Origin of the sequence: Achromobacter sp. 2789STDY5608621 (assembly GCF_001299375.1) — a bacterium.
Classification (GTDB): domain Bacteria; phylum Pseudomonadota; class Gammaproteobacteria; order Burkholderiales; family Burkholderiaceae_B; genus Achromobacter; species Achromobacter insuavis.
In genome coordinates, this window is record NZ_CYTU01000011.1 from 111106 (window position 1) to 126849 (window position 15744).

At 61.8% G+C, this 15744-nt stretch carries 15 protein-coding genes; 10 read left to right on the plus strand and 5 right to left on the minus strand.

The genetic code is table 11. The annotated features are described in order from the left end of the window. The first annotated feature begins 163 nt into the window (after window positions 1-163). The 5 genes from AOZ53_RS13585 to clsB all read left to right on the plus strand — a co-directional run bounded on the left by AOZ53_RS13585 (window position 164) and on the right by clsB (window position 5352). Complete coding sequence (locus tag AOZ53_RS13585; RefSeq protein ID WP_054430837.1) at window positions 164-478, plus strand: FmdB family zinc ribbon protein; 315 nt, start codon at window positions 164-166, stop codon at window positions 476-478. A gap of 17 nt (window positions 479-495) precedes the next feature. Further along, window positions 496-1158: a DUF502 domain-containing protein gene (locus AOZ53_RS13590; RefSeq protein ID WP_006391987.1), complete on the plus strand. Its 663-nt coding sequence runs from the start codon at window positions 496-498 to the stop codon at window positions 1156-1158. Between the two features lie 40 nt (window positions 1159-1198). After that, window positions 1199-2986 carry an aspartate--tRNA ligase gene (gene aspS, locus AOZ53_RS13595; RefSeq protein WP_054430835.1) on the plus strand — a complete coding sequence of 596 codons (1788 nt, stop codon included), beginning with the start codon at window positions 1199-1201 and terminating at the stop codon, window positions 2984-2986. Between the two features lie 291 nt (window positions 2987-3277). Further along, window positions 3278-4144 carry an endonuclease/exonuclease/phosphatase family protein gene (locus AOZ53_RS13600; protein ID WP_006389688.1) on the plus strand — a complete coding sequence of 289 codons (867 nt, stop codon included), beginning with the start codon at window positions 3278-3280 and terminating at the stop codon, window positions 4142-4144. Continuing rightward, window positions 4141-5352: a cardiolipin synthase ClsB gene (gene clsB, locus AOZ53_RS13605; RefSeq protein WP_054430833.1), complete on the plus strand. Its 1212-nt coding sequence runs from the start codon at window positions 4141-4143 to the stop codon at window positions 5350-5352. The genes AOZ53_RS13600 and clsB overlap by 4 nt, the downstream gene beginning before the upstream one ends. Window positions 5353-5363: 11 nt before the next feature. Here clsB and AOZ53_RS13610 read toward each other — a convergent pair whose 3' ends face one another. The 4 genes from AOZ53_RS13610 to AOZ53_RS13625 form a co-directional block, all read right to left on the minus strand. After that, a complete protein-coding gene (locus AOZ53_RS13610; protein ID WP_054488208.1) occupies window positions 5364-6233 on the minus strand; it encodes a DMT family transporter in 870 nt (289 codons plus the stop codon). A 15-nt stretch (window positions 6234-6248) separates the two neighbouring features. After that, window positions 6249-7607 carry an MFS transporter gene (locus AOZ53_RS13615; RefSeq protein ID WP_054474522.1) on the minus strand — a complete coding sequence of 453 codons (1359 nt, stop codon included), beginning with the start codon at window positions 7605-7607 and terminating at the stop codon, window positions 6249-6251. A gap of 96 nt (window positions 7608-7703) precedes the next feature. Further along, complete coding sequence (locus AOZ53_RS13620) at window positions 7704-8273, minus strand: SRPBCC family protein (RefSeq protein ID WP_054430828.1); 570 nt, start codon at window positions 8271-8273, stop codon at window positions 7704-7706. 90 nt (window positions 8274-8363) lie between these two features. Then, on the minus strand, window positions 8364-9368 hold the full coding sequence (locus tag AOZ53_RS13625; protein ID WP_054430826.1) for an acyltransferase family protein: 1005 nt from the start codon (window positions 9366-9368) through the stop codon (window positions 8364-8366). Between the two features lie 169 nt (window positions 9369-9537). On the opposite strand from AOZ53_RS13625, the gene pseG reads away from it, so the two are divergent. Further along, complete coding sequence (gene pseG / locus AOZ53_RS13630; RefSeq protein ID WP_054474519.1) at window positions 9538-10629, plus strand: UDP-2,4-diacetamido-2,4,6-trideoxy-beta-L-altropyranose hydrolase; 1092 nt, start codon at window positions 9538-9540, stop codon at window positions 10627-10629. Window positions 10630-10734: 105 nt separating this feature from the next. On the opposite strand, the gene AOZ53_RS34175 is transcribed toward pseG, so the two are convergent. Then, window positions 10735-11679 carry a hypothetical protein gene (locus tag AOZ53_RS34175; RefSeq protein WP_197286484.1) on the minus strand — a complete coding sequence of 315 codons (945 nt, stop codon included), beginning with the start codon at window positions 11677-11679 and terminating at the stop codon, window positions 10735-10737. Window positions 11680-12027: 348 nt separating this feature from the next. On the opposite strand from AOZ53_RS34175, the gene AOZ53_RS13640 reads away from it, so the two are divergent. From AOZ53_RS13640 to pseC, 4 genes are read left to right on the plus strand one after another with little or no spacing between them, the layout of a single operon-like run. Then, the gene (locus AOZ53_RS13640; RefSeq protein WP_054430821.1) at window positions 12028-12384 is read left to right on the plus strand and encodes a MarR family EPS-associated transcriptional regulator; all 357 of its coding nucleotides are present in this window, start codon (window positions 12028-12030) and stop codon (window positions 12382-12384) included. Next, the gene (locus AOZ53_RS13645) at window positions 12381-13547 is read left to right on the plus strand and encodes a nucleotide sugar dehydrogenase (RefSeq protein ID WP_054430819.1); all 1167 of its coding nucleotides are present in this window, start codon (window positions 12381-12383) and stop codon (window positions 13545-13547) included. Before AOZ53_RS13640 ends, AOZ53_RS13645 begins: the two co-directional genes overlap by 4 nt. A gap of 21 nt (window positions 13548-13568) precedes the next feature. Beyond that, window positions 13569-14567: a UDP-N-acetylglucosamine 4,6-dehydratase (inverting) gene (gene pseB, locus AOZ53_RS13650; protein ID WP_054430818.1), complete on the plus strand. Its 999-nt coding sequence runs from the start codon at window positions 13569-13571 to the stop codon at window positions 14565-14567. Further along, a complete protein-coding gene (pseC, locus tag AOZ53_RS13655; protein ID WP_054430814.1) occupies window positions 14567-15733 on the plus strand; it encodes a UDP-4-amino-4,6-dideoxy-N-acetyl-beta-L-altrosamine transaminase in 1167 nt (388 codons plus the stop codon). Before pseB ends, pseC begins: the two co-directional genes overlap by 1 nt. The last annotated feature ends 11 nt before the right edge of the window (window positions 15734-15744 follow it).

Sequence of the window (15744 nt, forward strand, 5' to 3'; positions counted from 1 at the left end):
AATTCAAGACTTTCCCGTATTTTTCCGGCCGTGCCCGGCCGTTGTCCGGTCCAAGCCAGTTCCGGCCCCGGGGCCTCTCGTTGGAGGACCCTCGCGCCCCTGGTTTTGCGCAGCGTCCGGTCGACGGTCATAGATATACCGGGCCCGCGCCTGGGAGCCCTCGATGCCCATCTACGCTTACAAGTGCAGCGCCTGTGGCCATGCCAAAGACGTCCTGCAGAAGATTTCCGACGCGCCGCTTTCGGTTTGCCCCGAATGCGGCCAGAGCACGTTTTCCAAGCAAGTGACCGCGGCTGGCTTCCAGCTCAAGGGCTCGGGCTGGTACGTCACCGATTTCCGCGGCAACGGCAGCGGCGGCCAGCAGGCCACCGGCGCCAGCGCCCCGTCGACGCCCGCTGACAGCGCCGCGCCGGCCGCCAGCGCACCGGCTCCGGCCGCTGCCCCCGCGCCGGCCGCGGGACCGGCCACCACTTCCTGAGCACGCGCGCGATGCGTATGCGCGTCATCAAAAAGTACTTCATCACCGGCCTGCTGATCTGGGTTCCCCTGGTCATCACGGTGTGGGTGCTGGGGCTGCTGGTCGCCACCCTCGAAGGGTTCGTGCCTGGCTTCCTGTCGTCCGAATCGCTGTTCGGCGTCGACATTCCCGGCTTCCGCTTCGTCCTGGTCATCGTGGTGGTACTGTTGACGGGCATCTTCGCGGCCAACCTGATCGGCCGTACCATGGTGGACCAGTGGGAAAACCTGCTGGGCCGCATTCCCCTGGTGCGTTCGATCTACAACTCGGTCAAGCAGGTCAGCGATACCGTGCTAGCCCCGAACGGCCAGGCGTTCCGCCGGGCGGTGCTGGTGCAGTATCCGCGCGCCGGCAGCTGGACCATCGCATTCGTCACCGGCACGCCCAGCGGTGAAGTGGCCGAGCGCTTGCCCGGGGACCACATCAGCGTGTACGTGCCGACCACGCCGAATCCCACGTCCGGCTTCTTCCTGATGGTGCCCCGTGCCGACACGGTGGACCTGCAGATGAGCGTGGACGCGGCCTTGAAGTACATCGTTTCCATGGGCGTCGTCGCCCCGGGTCCGGCCATGCCGGGCGCCCGGCCGGCGCCGCCCGCTCCGACGCCGGACGCGCAGCGCGCGCCGGGCGTCGACCTGTAACCCTTTACGCTACTACCAAGCACACAACGGAGTTATCCCGATGCGTACCTGCTACACCGGCCAGGTTTGCCGCGACCATCTCGGCCAGACCGTCACCCTGTATGGCTGGGTGAACCGCCGCCGCGACCACGGCGGGGTCATCTTCATCGACTTGCGCGATCGCGCGGGCCTGGCGCAGATCGTGTTCGATCCGGATAACGCCGCCTTCGCCACCGCCGAGCGCCTGCGCAACGAATTCTGCATCCGCGTCACCGGCCTGGTGCGCGAGCGTCCGGCGGGCACCGCCAACGCCGAGCTGGCCTCGGGCGAAATCGAAGTGCTGTGCAAGGAAGTCGAGATCCTGAACGCGTCGGTCACGCCGCCGTTCCAGCTGGACGACGACAACCTGTCGGAAACCACCCGCCTGACGCACCGCGTGCTGGACCTGCGCCGCCCGCAGATGCAGCGCAACCTGATGCTGCGCTACCGCGTCTCGATCGAGACCCGCAAGTTCCTGGACCAGCTGGGCTTCATCGACATCGAGACCCCGATGCTGGCCAAGAGCACGCCCGAAGGCGCGCGCGACTACCTGGTGCCCTCGCGCGTCAACGCCGGCCACTTCTTCGCGCTGCCGCAGTCGCCGCAGCTGTTCAAGCAGATGCTGATGGTGTCGGGCTTCGACCGCTACTACCAGATCACCAAGTGCTTCCGCGACGAAGACCTGCGCGCCGACCGCCAGCCTGAATTCACCCAGATCGACTGCGAAACCTCGTTCCTGAACGAATTCGAGATCCGCGAGATCTTCGAGAACCTGATCCGCCACGTCTTCAAGGTGGTGCAGGGCGTCGACCTGGCCGAGCCGTTCCCGATCATGAGCTGGACCGAAGCGATGCGTCGCTACGGCTCGGACAAGCCCGATCTGCGCGTGCAGCTCGAGTTCACCGACATGACCGACGTCATGCGCGACGTGGACTTCAAGGTGTTCGCCGCCGCCGCCACGGCGCCCGGCAGCCGCGTGGTCGCCCTGCGCGTGCCCGGCGGCGCCGAGATGTCGCGCAGCGAGATCGACGGCTACACCCAGTTCGTCGGCATCTACGGCGCCAAGGGCCTGGCCTACATCAAGGTCAACGAAGTGGCCAAGGGCCGCGACGGCCTGCAATCGCCCATCGTCAAGAATCTGCATGACGCCGCCCTGGCCGAACTGGTCAAGCGCACCGGCGCGCAAGACGGCGACATCATCTTCTTCGGCGCTGACCGCGAGAAGGTCGTCAACGACGCCATCGGCGCGCTGCGCGTGAAGATCGGCCACAGCGAATTCGGCAAGAAGACCGGCCTGTTCACCGCCGGCTGGCAGCCGCTGTGGGTGGTCGACTTCCCGATGTTCGAATACGACGAGGAAGACGGCCGCTACACTGCCGCCCACCATCCGTTCACCAGCCCCAAGGACGGCCACGAGGACTTCCTCGAGACCGATCCCAGCAAGGCGTTCGCCAAGGCCTACGACATGGTCCTGAACGGCTGGGAAATCGGCGGCGGCTCGGTCCGTATCCACCGCGAGGAAGTGCAGAGCAAGGTGTTCCGCGCGCTCAAGATCGGCGCCGAGGAAGCCCGCGAGAAGTTCGGCTACCTGCTGGACGCGCTGCAGTACGGCGCGCCTCCGCACGGCGGCATCGCCTTCGGCCTGGACCGCATCGTTACGATGATGACCGGCGCCGAATCGATCCGCGACGTGATTGCCTTCCCGAAGACCCAGCGCGCCCAGGATCTGCTGACCCAGGCGCCGTCGGAAGTCGACGAGAAGCAACTGCGCGAGCTGCACATCCGCCTGCGCAACGCAGAGCCGAAGTAGGCCCACCCCCGAGCGCCTGCGGCGCTCCCCCTCAAGGGGGCGCCGCGCGGGACCGGCGGAGCCGGATCCCGGCGGCCTGGCTTGGGGCGGGACATCTGGCTTGCCTGGGCCTGTGCGCGGGACGCGCACCGGCCCGGTCACTCTGGTTTCAGGGTGTCTCCGAGGTGGGAAGGGTTCATGGAATTGGAGTAATCTGGCAGACGCCGCCTGGGTTGGCGGCGCTTGCCGGGGCTCCTTTTTTTGTGGGCCGCGGTTGGCGGTTTCACTGTCTTGAGAGGCGCCATCTCCTCCATGTCGCTCATCCGTGTCGTCAGCTACAACATCCATAAGGGCCGCTCGGCGCTGGGCCGCCGCGACTCCCTGAATGAACTGCGCCTGGGCCTGTATGGCCTGCGCCCCGACCTGGTCTTCCTGCAGGAAGTGCAGGGCCGCAACGAGCAGAAGTCGTTGCTCGACGCCCAGCACGAATCGCTGGCCGCCGCGCTCAAGCTGGACGTGGCCTACGGCCGCAACGCGATCCGCCACGAGACCGACCACGGCAACGCCCTGTTGTCGCGCTTTCCCATTCTTGACCACGAAAACCAGGACATCTCCGACCACCGGCTGGAGCAGCGCGGCCTGCTGCACGCGACCATCGAGCTCGACGGCCGTTCGGTGCATTGCTTCGTGGTGCACCTGGGGCTGTTCGCCGGCAGCCGCAGCCGCCAGATCCTGGCGCTGACCGAACGCATCCGGCGCATGGTGCCCGACGGCGAGCCCATCCTGATCGCGGGCGATTTCAACGACTGGGGCGATCGCCTGGCGCCGCTGTTCGTGCAGCAGCTGGGCCTGTACGAGGTGTTCTCGCATGCGCCGCGCAGCCATGGCGGCGAACTGCCGCGGCTGCGTGATTCGGTCAAGCGCCTGAGCAACGCCCTGCGCGGCCTGCCCAACAGCGGCGTGTCGGTGCTGGAGCGCACCAACCAGCTGGGCATGGACGGCAGCTCGCGCCTGTTGCTGCCGCCGCCGCGCACCTTCCCGGCCGTGTTCCCCTGGTTCCGCCTGGACCGCATCTACCAACGCGGCTTCGCCGTGCGCAGCGCGCGCGTGCTGCGGGGCCGCGAGTGGGCGCGGCTGTCCGATCATTCCCCCTTGCTGGCCGAGCTGGAACTCCCGTGAAGGCCGAGCAGGTCAGGCTGGAGTGGACCGACGGCAACGACATCCGGCTGCTGCAGAACGGCACCGAATTCTTCCCGGCGCTGTGCCAGGCGATCGACGCGGCGCAGTCCAGCGTGCACCTGGAAACCTATATCTTCATGCTGGACCGCACCGGCCTGAAGGTCCTGGACTGCCTGATGGCGGCGGCCGCGCGCGGCGTCAAGGTGCGCGTAGTGCTCGATGGCTTCGGCGCGGCCGAGACGGTGGACACGCTGCGCGAGCGCCTGACCGGCGCGGGCGCGCAATGCCGCGTCTTCCGCCCGGAACCGCGCTGGTTCGCCAGGTTCATTCCTTCGCGCAGCCGCTTGCGACGGCTGCACCGCAAGGTCACCATCGTCGATGGCAACGTCGCCTTCATCGGCGGCATCAACATCATCGACGACTACGACGACCTCGATCCCACCGATGGCATCTCGGCGCCGCGCTTCGATTTCGCGGTGCAGGTGCGCGGCCCGCTGGTGACCGAGGCGGCCTATGCCCAGGACCTGCTGTGGGTCCGCCTGAATTGGGCGCGCCTGCGGCGCCATCCGCGCGACTGGAACCGCATGCGCCTGACCAAGCCCAGCCACGCGCACGTCGCGCCCTGCGGCGAGCTGCGCGCCGCGCTGGTGCTGCGCGACAACCTGCGCTTTCGCCAGACCTTCGAACGCGCCTATCTCTACGGCATCACCCAGGCGCGGCGCGACATCCTCATCGCCAACGCCTATTTCTTTCCCGGCCGCCAGTTCCGCCGCGCCCTGGCCAAGGCCGCCGCGCGCGGCGTGCGCGTGCGGCTGCTGCTGCAGGGCAAGGTCGAATACCGCATGCAGTACCACGCCACGCGCTCGCTCTACGACCAGCTGCTGCGCGACGGCATCGAGATCTACGAGTACATGCCGAGCTACCTGCATGCCAAGGTGGCCGTGATCGACAACGTCGCCACCGTGGGCTCGTCCAACCTGGACCCCTTCAGCCTGCTGCTGGCGCGCGAGGCCAACGTGGTGGTCGACGACCAGCCGTTCGCCTGGGACCTGCAGGAGCGGCTGGAGGCGGCCATCGAGCAGGGCGGGCGCTTCATCCGGCCGCTGGAGTACCAGCGGCGCGGCTGGGTGCGGCGCTGGGTGGACGCGGCGTCCTATACCTTGCTGCGGATCGGGGTGGCGTTGACGGGGACGTCGGACAAGTATTGACGCGCGCCGCCTCAGGCGCGTTTTTTCAGCAGCCCCAGGGCCAGCGCCGTGCCGACCAGGATGATGGCGGCGCCGGCGCCGATGGATGGCGTGATGGCCTCGTCCAGGAACCAGGCGCCCCAGACGACGCCAAAGATCGGCACCAGGAAGGTGACGCTGACGGCCCCGGTGGGGCCGACATTGGCGATCAGCCGGAAGAACACGATATAGGCCGCGCCGGTGCAGACGATCGCCAGCAGGATGGTGGCGATCCAGGCGGAGCCCGACGCGGGTGTTTCGGGCCAGGCGGAGATCGCCAGCGGCAGCAGGACCAGCGAGGCGGCGATCATGCTGCCCGTGGCATTGGCCAAGGCGTCCACGCCGCTCAGGAAGCGCTTGGTCCAGTTGGCGGCGATGCCGTAGAAGATGGGCGCGGAAATCGCGGCAATCACGGCAGGACCGGTGCCGCCGTCCTGGAAGTGCAGTTTGTCCCAGACCAGCACGACGATACCGACCAGGCCGATCATGAGGCCGAGCGACCGCATCCAGGGCAGACGGTCCTTGAACCACAGCCAGCCCACGACCGCGCCCCAGACCGGGGTGACAGCGTTCGCCACGGACAGGAATCCGGCGCCGAGCGACTGGGCCGCGTAGGCATACAGCAGGAAGGGCACCGCCGCGTTGAGCGTACCGACCACCAGCAGCGATTTCCAGTGCCGACGGATGATCGGCATTTTGCCGCGCCACAAGGCAATCGGCAGCAGGAACAGCGCCGCCAGGCCCACGCGCAGTTCGATCAGCGCGACCGGACCGAAGTCCGCCACCGCCAGGCGCATGAACAAAAAAGAGCCGCCCCAGACGGCGGCCAGTACCAGAAGGTCCAGCAGATCACGTTGACGCATGCGTTCAGTCCCGGGTTACGTTGTCTTCCGGCTCGTGGCCAGATTCTTCATCTTGACCCGGTGCGCCAGCAGCGCACAGGTCAGGGACAGGACGATACAGAGGACCAGGCCGGTGCGCACTCCGTTTAGTACGCTGCTGTGGGAGATCAGGATGCCGACCACCGCGGTGCCGAGGGCGCTGCCGATGGCGCGGGTGGTCTGGACGAGGGCGGAAGCCACGCCCACGTCGCGGCGCTCGCTGAGCATCTGCATGAACAGGGTCAGGTTCGGCAACAGGAAGCCGAGCGCGCAGCCGTTGACGAAGAAGGCCGCCAGGATCCACCAGGCCGAGGTGCCGGGGGAAATCAGCAGCACCATCAGCGAACCTGTCGCCAGCAGCCCGCCGCCGAACACCATCAGGCGCTGCGGTTCGGTCTGCCTGGGGAAGAGGCGGCCATTGATGATGCTGCCGACCGAAATCGCGGCCACCAGCGGCGTCAGCAGCAGGCCCGCTTCGCTCGGGGAGTATCCGAGCACCTGCTGCAACAGCAGGGGGCTGTAGAAGATCAGGACGAACATGACGGCGCCGACCATCATGGCGGCCAGATTCAGAAGCCGTGACTCCCAGCCCGCCAGCACGCGCAGCGGGAATATCGGGGTGGCAACCCTGCGCTCCGTCGGTATCAGGATGGCAATGGCAATGACGCCGGCCAGCGCCAGGCACAGGCCCAGCACGGGATGGGCGTGGTCGCCGCTGGCGAAGGCCAGCTCCAGCGCCGCCAGCGGGGCGCCCACCGCGATGACGAGCAGGACGGCGCCCAGCCAGTCGATCTTGCGGCTTTCATCGTGCAGCGGCCGGATGCGGGGGAAGTACCGGGCCAGCAGGAAGAGCGTGAAGGCCGCCGCGATCGGCGAAATGAAGAACGCGGCCCGCCAACCCAGCGCCTGGGTCACCGCGCCGCCCAGCACCGGCCCGATGCCGCTGGCCATGGCGAACGCGGCGGAGACCAGCGCCATCCAGCGCACGCGTTGCTTGGCGTCAGGGAACAGATCGGCGGGCGCGGCGAAGGCCGTGGCGATCATCATGCCGCCGCCAATGCCCTGCAGCGAGCGGAAGATGATCAGTTGCGTCATCGACTGCGCCAGGCCACAGGCGATGGAACCCAGGGCGATGATCAGCACCGATACGAGCATCAGCGGCTTGCGGCCGAACATGTCGCCCAGGCGGCCGAAGATCAGGATCGATGCGGCGGTGGCCAGCAGATACCCGGTACCGACCCAGGCATAGAGCGCCATGCCGTTCAGGGCCTCGGCCACGCGCGGCAGGGTGGTGCTGATGATGGTGGAATCGAACGCCGCCAGCACCACGGTGGCGGAGACCCCCGCCATGGCCATCAGCAGATCGCGGCGGGAATGTACGGGAGCGGCGGGCTGGGTCGATGGGGGGGGCGGGTTCATGCCGCCAAGCATATCATCGGCCCACTAGGGTTTTCACTTGTAGAAGGCGTGGTAACTCCAGAAAACCGCGATGACCAGCACCACGATGGCCCACGACCAGCGTGAATTCGACAGCCCGCGGCCGGGGGGTTCCGGCGGCGGCGGTGGCGGCGCCAGCCGCGGCTGCGCGGCCATGTAGTCGATGAAGGCAGTGAAAAAGCGTTCGATGATTTTCTCGCCGGCCTTCAACACCAGGCCCTCGCCGCATTCGGCCAGCTTGCCGCCGGTCATGCCGGCGAGGGTGTAGGCGACGCGGGTGCCTTCGTCCTTGGTGCTGAGATTGACCTGGGCGGTGCCGATCGCCAGGCAGGCCGCCAGCCCCTTGCCCTCGAACACCAGCGTGCAGCTGTTGGGCGGATCGACGTCGGACAGCAGGATTTCGCCTTCATAGTCGGTATCGATGCCGGCCACCTTGGCCCGCAATGTGACCGCATATTCGGTGGCGGACCGCTGTGTCACGCTGATGCAACCCGGTATGCATCGCTGCAATACCGCGGGATCCGTGAGGGCGTCCCAGGTTTGATGCTGGGTGGAGGGAATCCATTGGGCATCTGCAATGCGCATGGCTGTCTCCTTTTATTTGGCACTTCTTCTTTTTATTGTGAACCCAAATTTGAAAAAAGACCATGCCAAGTAAGGACTTGCCGTTCGAGCTCAAACCGATGCGGGCCTTGCTTCGGACATTCCCGGCAACCGTCTACCTAGTTCCTGCGCTGGCAGTTCGATGTAGCGTCGGGCCAACAGCGCGGCGCCGATACTGACGGCGATCGAGAGCCAGCGCCAGATTTCGATCGGCATGCCTGAGCGATATCCAATGACTGACAATTCCACGAATATGGGGCCATGCACCAGGTAAAGCGAGTAGGATGCATCCCCCAGCTTGAGGAGTGGCATTGGGAACTTCAAGCCGGCCTGTTCCGCGGCGGCCAGAAAGGAAATCAAAGCGCCAAATGCCGTCGCGAATAGTGGATGCCTGAGCCATCCGGGCAATCCGACGATGCCATAGAGCATGAGCAACCCGGCGGCCAGGGACGCCAGGCAAACAACGCCAGTGACTCTCATCGGCGCATGACGCAGCCGATAGGCGAGGATGCCGGCCGCGAAATAGAGCTGAGCGTAAGAGAACAGGTGATAGTCCCAGCCCGTCCACCGTTGGCCGGTTCCCCAAAGGCAGAAGAGGGTCACGGCGAGGCCGGCTGTTCCAAAGAAAGGCACGACCAATGCGGCGAGCAGGTAGAAGAGCACTTCGTGTTCCAGTGACCAGCCCGGCGAAAGGAGCGGGTAAGCCTCCATCGGGAACATCAGGAAACTCTTGATAACTCCGTTCATGCCCAAGGCGCTGATCTCATTGGCGTAGCGGTTGGTGGCTAGCGTCCAGATTAGGATCAGTGCCAGGATCCCCCAGTACAGCGGAGCGATTCGCCAAACGCGCTTGAGCAGAAATCGGATTGGATTGAAACGTGGCGCTGACGATGCCACGTGGCAAATGATGAAGCCCGATATACAGAAAAACAGATCCACCCCGATGTATCCGTAGTCGGAAATGAGAGGCAGTCGCAGGAGCTGGCTGGAGTTCCACGCTGACGCCCAGTGAGAGTGGAACACGACTACAGTCAATGCCGCGATCGCTCGAAGCGCTTGGATGGACTGATATTGCATGAGTGTGTGGTGTGGGAAGGGTGGGCGCAATCATAGCTCGGTCCTGCTACCTGGTTGATGCCTTCCCGCGCGGACGAAAGGCGTTTTGAACGAGGCTCTGCTCTGCTCATTTGTGCGATACAGATCTACAATGCGAGTCATTCCCCCATGAGTTTCTCGACAGGTTCCTATGCTGCGGCCGCTTCCCGTTGTTGCCATCCGGGCCGACGCTTCTCTCTTGATCGGAGCGGGGCATGTAATGCGATGCCTCGCCTTGGCGGACGGTATTGCGCGCCAAGGTGGCCAAGTGCATTTTCTTACCCGGCGGCACGTTGCACATCTTGGCGATCTGATCGAGAGCAAGGGACATGTTGTGCATTGGCTGGATGACGCCGAGCCCGCTCTGGAACTCGAGGGTTACGGCAAGTGGCTCGGGGTTACGCAGGCGCAAGACGCACAGGCTGCAGCACGGGTGTTGCGCCAGGTCCGCCCTGATTGGCTCGTTGTCGATCACTACGCGCTCGGTCGGGCGTGGCAGTCGCCGTTGCGTCCCTGGGTGGGTGGGATCCTGGTGATCGATGACCTAGCAGACCGCAACCATGATTGCGATGTATTGCTGGACCAGAATTATTTCCGTGATTCGGACCGCTACCGGGGGCGGGTGCCTCCGCATTGTGTCCAGCTGCTCGGCCCCCGCTATGCGCTATTGCGATCGGAGTTTCAGCGCCTGCGCGATCAGAGCCGTGTCCGTGATGGCTCTGTGCGCAAGATCCTAGTCGCGTTCGGCGGCATGGACCTGGCCAATCATACAGGCCGTTTCTTGGCGGCGCTTCCGCCTCGCAACGACGGTTGTTTCATGGATGTGGTCATTGGAGGGGGCAATCCGCAGCGTGCGTTGTTGCAGTCGTTGTGTATGGCGCGGTCGGATGTTCAACTGCACGTCCAGTCGGACCGTATGGCCGAATTGATTGATGCGGCCGACCTTGTTGTCGGTGCAAGCGGTAGCAGCAATTGGGAACGATTTTGCCTGGCCGCGCCCGCTATTGCGGTCGCGGTGGCGGATAACCAGGAGCCAGTGTTGCGCGACCTGGAACAAGATGGGTTGGTACTAGGCGTGTCGCGAGAATCGCCGGATCAAGTCGGCGACTGTGTGAACCTTGTCGAATATGCCCTGCACCAGCCGGCGATGTTGCGCGGCCTGAGCGAACGCGCAGCCAAATTGGTGGATGGCAAGGGTGTCCAGCGCATCATTGACCAATTGGGCCGGTCCACCGCAGTCTGAGGATCGCTCACCGCCAGGGGGCTCACCTCGGTCCTGCCAACGAAGGTGGCCTGAGCATTGAAGGGGCGAGGCCCATTCGACGAGGCGCGTATGCCTCGCCAGGCATCATCTGTGACGTACTGAAGTGCGCAAGACCTGACGTCCCAAGGCATACAGTACACCGATCAGCAGGCCCGCGAGCAAGCCGGCCAACAAGGTGATGCGTACTTTCGGCAGCACAGGTGTTTCTGGTGTGTACCAAGGGGCCAGCAACGAGGTCGGATTGCGAGTGATAAAGCCGATGTCGTTGTCGATCGAGTGCAGTCGATCCTGCTGGACCAAGGTTTCGTCACGAGTGATCAGATAGGCCACGGATTTTTCCTGAGCGGACTCCATCTTCCTGATCATGTCCTGGCCGCTCGCGATCTGGGCTTGCGCGGTTGTCCGTTGTTCTTCAAGCGACTTGATCATCGGCTCGGTCATCGCTATTTGCTGTTGTCGTATCATCTCGAACACCGCCTGGGCACAGGCCTGAGCCACGGCCGGATCCTCTCGCCGTACTCGCAATTCGATGGCTCCCGGACTCATGCGATTGATTGTCGGCTTCACGATGCTCAGCATTGCCTCGCGATTCAGTGGACCGTTGCTCGACGGCTCGCAAAGTTTCACAACAGCATCGGTATAGGAACTCGGTATTTGCAGTCTGGCGATCGTCAGGGCTGAGTCTTCCACAGGAATTTGGGGAGCCGACGAGCCCCTGCGCAGATTGGTCGACGACGTTGTCAACGCACTTTGAATCAGCCCTACGGATTCGTATTGCTTGGGTGTAAGCCATATGTGCGCAGCCCCCGCCAGCAAGCCGATCGTGCCACAGATGAAAATAGTGATTACATTAGATCTGAGAAAGACGATAACGTCCCCAAGGTCGAAATTGCTGCCCATCGGGGTTGGGGCGCTATGAGATGTGGTCATAAATTGCGTTTGGCAGCGGAAATAAATATTGTAGACGGGGTGGTCGAAATCAGTTGTATCTTGCTGTAGCTTGGTGGGATTTGTTGCTAGTGCTAACACCCGATGTTTACTATTTTGTTACGGCAAGTGCAATAACTGACGAGCGGGGTAGAGTGCTCCTTGTTGCGCCCGCATGATGTCTCGTGATTGTTACAATTGGGTTGTTGTGCAAGGTAGGGGACGAGATGCATACTCTTGCGCGCTTCCCGGACCGGCCGCCAGCCAACGAGGGGGGCCAGACGCGGATTCGAGTACGGATCGATGGGCATGCCCTGCTGATGCATGGGGGTACGCCCGATTGTGGATTGGCGTGTCTTTTTTGTTCAGAAGCTGAACGATCCCCTGCCGCTACTGGCCGGACGGTTGAACAGTCTGCCGCCCCTCAACTTTGGTTTAATCATCTTGTAAATGATCGATCGTCGACTCAAATCACAGGAAGATACCCATTTCTGGGTGATGAAGCGTCTGGAGGAAAATCCGGACATCACTCAGCGCGAGTTGGCGAAAGAGCTCGGAATCAGTTTGGGCGGGGTTAATTATTGCATTAAAGCCCTGATGGAAAAGGGGCTGGTGAAAATGCAGAATTTCAGCCACAGCAAAAACAAATTCGGCTATGTTTATTTGTTGACACCCGCCGGAATTGCAGAAAAAACGTCGCTAACCGCGCGTTTTCTGAAACGCAAGATGCAGGAATACGAGGCTATACGCGTCGAGATCGAGGCTCTGAAGGAAGAGATGTCGAAAATAAATGAGGCCAATGAATGAAGATTGCGGTCGCCGGCAGTGGCTATGTCGGATTGTCCAACGCAGTGCTGCTGGCACAGCGCCATGAGGTCGTGGCGCTTGATGTCGTGGCGTCGAAAGTGGATATGTTGAATCGGCGTGAAACCCCGATCGTGGACGCCGAGTTGCAGGACTACCTCAAGACCAAGTCTTTGAATTTAAAGGCGACGACGGACAAAGGTGAGGCTTACGAGGGGGCCGATTTCGTTATTGTCGCGACGCCTACGGATTATGATCCGAAAACCAATCACTTCGATACCCGGACCGTCGAGGCGGTTATAAACGATGTGATGGCGATCAATCCCGAGGCAGTAATTGTCATCAAGTCCACCGTGCCGGTTGGTTTTACCATGAAAATGCGCCGGCAGTTGAATTGCGCCAATATTTTTTTCTCACCTGAATTCTTGCGGGAGGGCAGGGCGTTATATGACAATCTTTATCCTTCTCGTATTATCGTTGGTGAGCAGTCAAGTCGTGCCGAGATATTTGCCAATATGCTTCGGGAAGGTGCGCTGAAAGAGGATGTTCCGATCCTTTACACCAGTTCTACCGAGGCCGAAGCAGTAAAGCTGTTTTCAAATACTTATTTGGCGATGCGTGTAGCGTATTTCAACGAACTTGACACGTACGCAGCCACCCACGGTTTGGATTCGCGTCAGATCATCGAAGGGGTCGGCCTGGATCCTCGTATTGGTGCGCACTACAACAATCCATCATTTGGCTACGGCGGCTACTGTCTGCCGAAAGATACCAAGCAGTTGCTCGCTAATTATCGGGATGTGCCTCAGAATTTGATTCATGCCATCGTCGAGTCCAATACGACGCGCAAGGATTTCGTGGCCGATAGCATTCTGGCGCGCAGGCCGAGCGTCGTCGGGGTATATCGTCTGATAATGAAGAGTGGGTCGGATAACTTCCGCGCGTCCAGTATTCAGGGAGTCATGAAGCGTATCAAGGCCAAGGGGGTGGAAATCATCGTATATGAACCGTCGTTGACCGACGATGAGTTTTTCCATTCTAAAGTGATCCGCGATCTGGATGAATTCAAGCGGCGTGCAGATGTCATTGTTGCCAATAGAATGAGTCCAAAATTGGCTGATGTTGAGTCGAAGGTGTATACCCGCGACCTTTTTGGAAATGATTAAAAATCCATAGGATTTAACGACATGTTCGAAAATAAAACCATACTGGTTACTGGCGGCACGGGTTCGTTCGGCAATACCTTCGTTCCGATGACGCTGGCCAAATACAATCCCAAAAAGATAATCGTCTTTTCGCGCGACGAGATGAAGCAATGGGATATGGCCAAGAAGTACCAGAAAGATGATCGCATCCGTTTTTTCATCGGCGATGTGCGCGACAAGGATCGTCTCTACCGCGCGTTAGATGGCGTGGATTACGTCGTTCATGCCGCGGCGACTAAAATCGTCCCGACTGCGGAATACAACCCGTTCGAATGCGTCAAGACCAACGTTATCGGTGCGATGAACCTTATCGATGCCTGCATCGATAAGGGGATCAAGCGGGTTGTCGCGCTGTCTACCGACAAGGCCAGCAGTCCCATCAATCTCTATGGTGCAACCAAGCTCGCATCGGATAAGTTGTTCGTGGCGGGCAACTCGTACTCCGGTGGCCACAACACGCGCTTTGCCGTGGTGCGGTACGGCAACGTTATGGGCTCTCGCGGTTCGGTCATCCCGTTTTTCATGTCCATCAAGGATCAGGGCGTGTTGCCGATCACGGACCCACGTATGACGCGTTTCATGATTTCGCTGGAAGAGGGTGTGGAACTTGTCTGGCATGCCTTCGAGGATATGGAAGGCGGTGAGATCTACGTCAAGAAGATTCCGTCCATGAAGGTTGCTGATCTGGCTCGCGTCATTGCTCCCGAGGCGAAGCAGGAAGTGATTGGCATCCGTCCTGGTGAAAAGCTGCATGAACAGATGATCAGCGCCGAGGATGCCTACTATACCTACGAGTATCCTGAGCATTTCAAGATCCTGCCCACAATCAATGGATGGGCAACCTGCGAAAAGCGCATCAAGACCGGCCAGAAGGTGCCGGAGGGTTTCGTGTATGCCAGCGATAACAACACAGAATGGATGCGGGACGAGGAACTGCAGGCCTGGATCGACGCGAATCGCGAAAAGATCGGAGCCATCTGATGCAATCCATTCCGTATGGCCGGCAGCATATCAACCAGGCGGACATCGATGCCGTCGTGCGTGTGCTGCAATCGGATTATCTGACCCAGGGACCCGCCGTCCCCAAGTTTGAAAAACTCCTGGCGGACTACTGTGGTACGGCGCATGCGCTGGCCGTCAATAGTGCGACGTCGGCGTTGCACGTGGCTTGCATGGCCCTGGGCCTTGGGCCGGGAGACTGGCTCTGGACCTCGCCCATCACATTCGTGGCGTCGGCCAATTGCGGTCTGTATTGCGGTGCAAGGGTCGATTTCGTGGATATCGATCCGAGTACTTACAATATGTGCCCGGTGGCGCTTGAACGCAAGCTGGAGCAGGCTGAGCGGGAAGGCCGGTTGCCGAAGGTGGTGGTGCCAGTGCATCTGACGGGCCAGTCCTGCGATATGCGGGCCATCCATGCGTTGGCGCAGCGCTATGGCTTCAAGATCATTGAAGACGCGTCGCACGGAGTCGGCGGGCGATACGCCGATCAGCCTATCGGTTCCTGCGAGTTCAGCGATATCACGGTATTCAGTTTTCACCCGGTGAAGATCATCACGACAGCCGAGGGTGGCGTCGCGATGACCAACAGCGATGAGCTGGCCGAACGTATGGCGCTGTTGCGCAGCCATGGCATCACGCGCGACGCCACCAAGATGACGCACGCTCCGGATGGGGACTGGTACTACCAGCAGATCATGCTGGGGTACAACTACCGCATGACGGAATTGCAGGCGGCGTTGGGTGTCAGTCAGACCGATCGTCTGGATGAGTTCGTCGCTCGGCGCCATGAACTGGCGCGTCGGTATGACGGGTTGCTCGCGGAATGCCCGGTGACAGTGCCGTGGCAGCATCCCGATACGTATTCCGGTTTGCATCTTTACGTGATTCGCCTGCAATTGGACAAGACGGCGCGCACGCATCGCCAAGTGTTTGACGCGATGCGCCAAAATGGCATAGGCGTGAATCTGCACTACATACCGGTACATCTCCAGCCGTACTACGCCGCCATGGGTTTCAAGGCCGGGGACTTTCCCGAGGCCGAGCGCTATTACTCCGAGGCGATCAGTCTACCGATGTACGCGATTTTGCAAGAAGCCGAGCAAGACCGCGTGGTCGACGTGCTGCGCCAAGCGTTGCGCGGCTAGCCAGGAGACAT

What these genes read in the sequence shown, in the direction of transcription:
- AOZ53_RS13585 (WP_054430837.1), top strand. Translation starts at nt 164, where the DNA reads ATGCCCATCTACGCTTACAAGTGCAGCGCCTGTGGCCATGCCAAAGAC.
- AOZ53_RS13590 (WP_006391987.1), top strand. Translation starts at nt 496, where the DNA reads ATGCGCGTCATCAAAAAGTACTTCATCACCGGCCTGCTGATCTGGGTT.
- aspS (WP_054430835.1), top strand. Translation starts at nt 1,199, where the DNA reads ATGCGTACCTGCTACACCGGCCAGGTTTGCCGCGACCATCTCGGCCAG.
- AOZ53_RS13600 (WP_006389688.1), top strand. Translation starts at nt 3,278, where the DNA reads ATGTCGCTCATCCGTGTCGTCAGCTACAACATCCATAAGGGCCGCTCG.
- AOZ53_RS13610 (WP_054488208.1), bottom strand. Translation starts at nt 6,233, where the DNA reads ATGCGTCAACGTGATCTGCTGGACCTTCTGGTACTGGCCGCCGTCTGG.
- AOZ53_RS13615 (WP_054474522.1), bottom strand. Translation starts at nt 7,607, where the DNA reads ATGGCCATGGCGGGGGTCTCCGCCACCGTGGTGCTGGCGGCGTTCGAT.
- AOZ53_RS13620 (WP_054430828.1), bottom strand. Translation starts at nt 8,273, where the DNA reads ATGCGCATTGCAGATGCCCAATGGATTCCCTCCACCCAGCATCAAACC.
- AOZ53_RS13625 (WP_054430826.1), bottom strand. Translation starts at nt 9,368, where the DNA reads ATGCAATATCAGTCCATCCAAGCGCTTCGAGCGATCGCGGCATTGACT.
- pseG (WP_054474519.1), top strand. Translation starts at nt 9,538, where the DNA reads ATGCTGCGGCCGCTTCCCGTTGTTGCCATCCGGGCCGACGCTTCTCTC.
- AOZ53_RS13640 (WP_054430821.1), top strand. Translation starts at nt 12,028, where the DNA reads ATGATCGATCGTCGACTCAAATCACAGGAAGATACCCATTTCTGGGTG.
- AOZ53_RS13645 (WP_054430819.1), top strand. Translation starts at nt 12,381, where the DNA reads ATGAAGATTGCGGTCGCCGGCAGTGGCTATGTCGGATTGTCCAACGCA.
- pseB (WP_054430818.1), top strand. Translation starts at nt 13,569, where the DNA reads ATGTTCGAAAATAAAACCATACTGGTTACTGGCGGCACGGGTTCGTTC.
- pseC (WP_054430814.1), top strand. Translation starts at nt 14,567, where the DNA reads ATGCAATCCATTCCGTATGGCCGGCAGCATATCAACCAGGCGGACATC.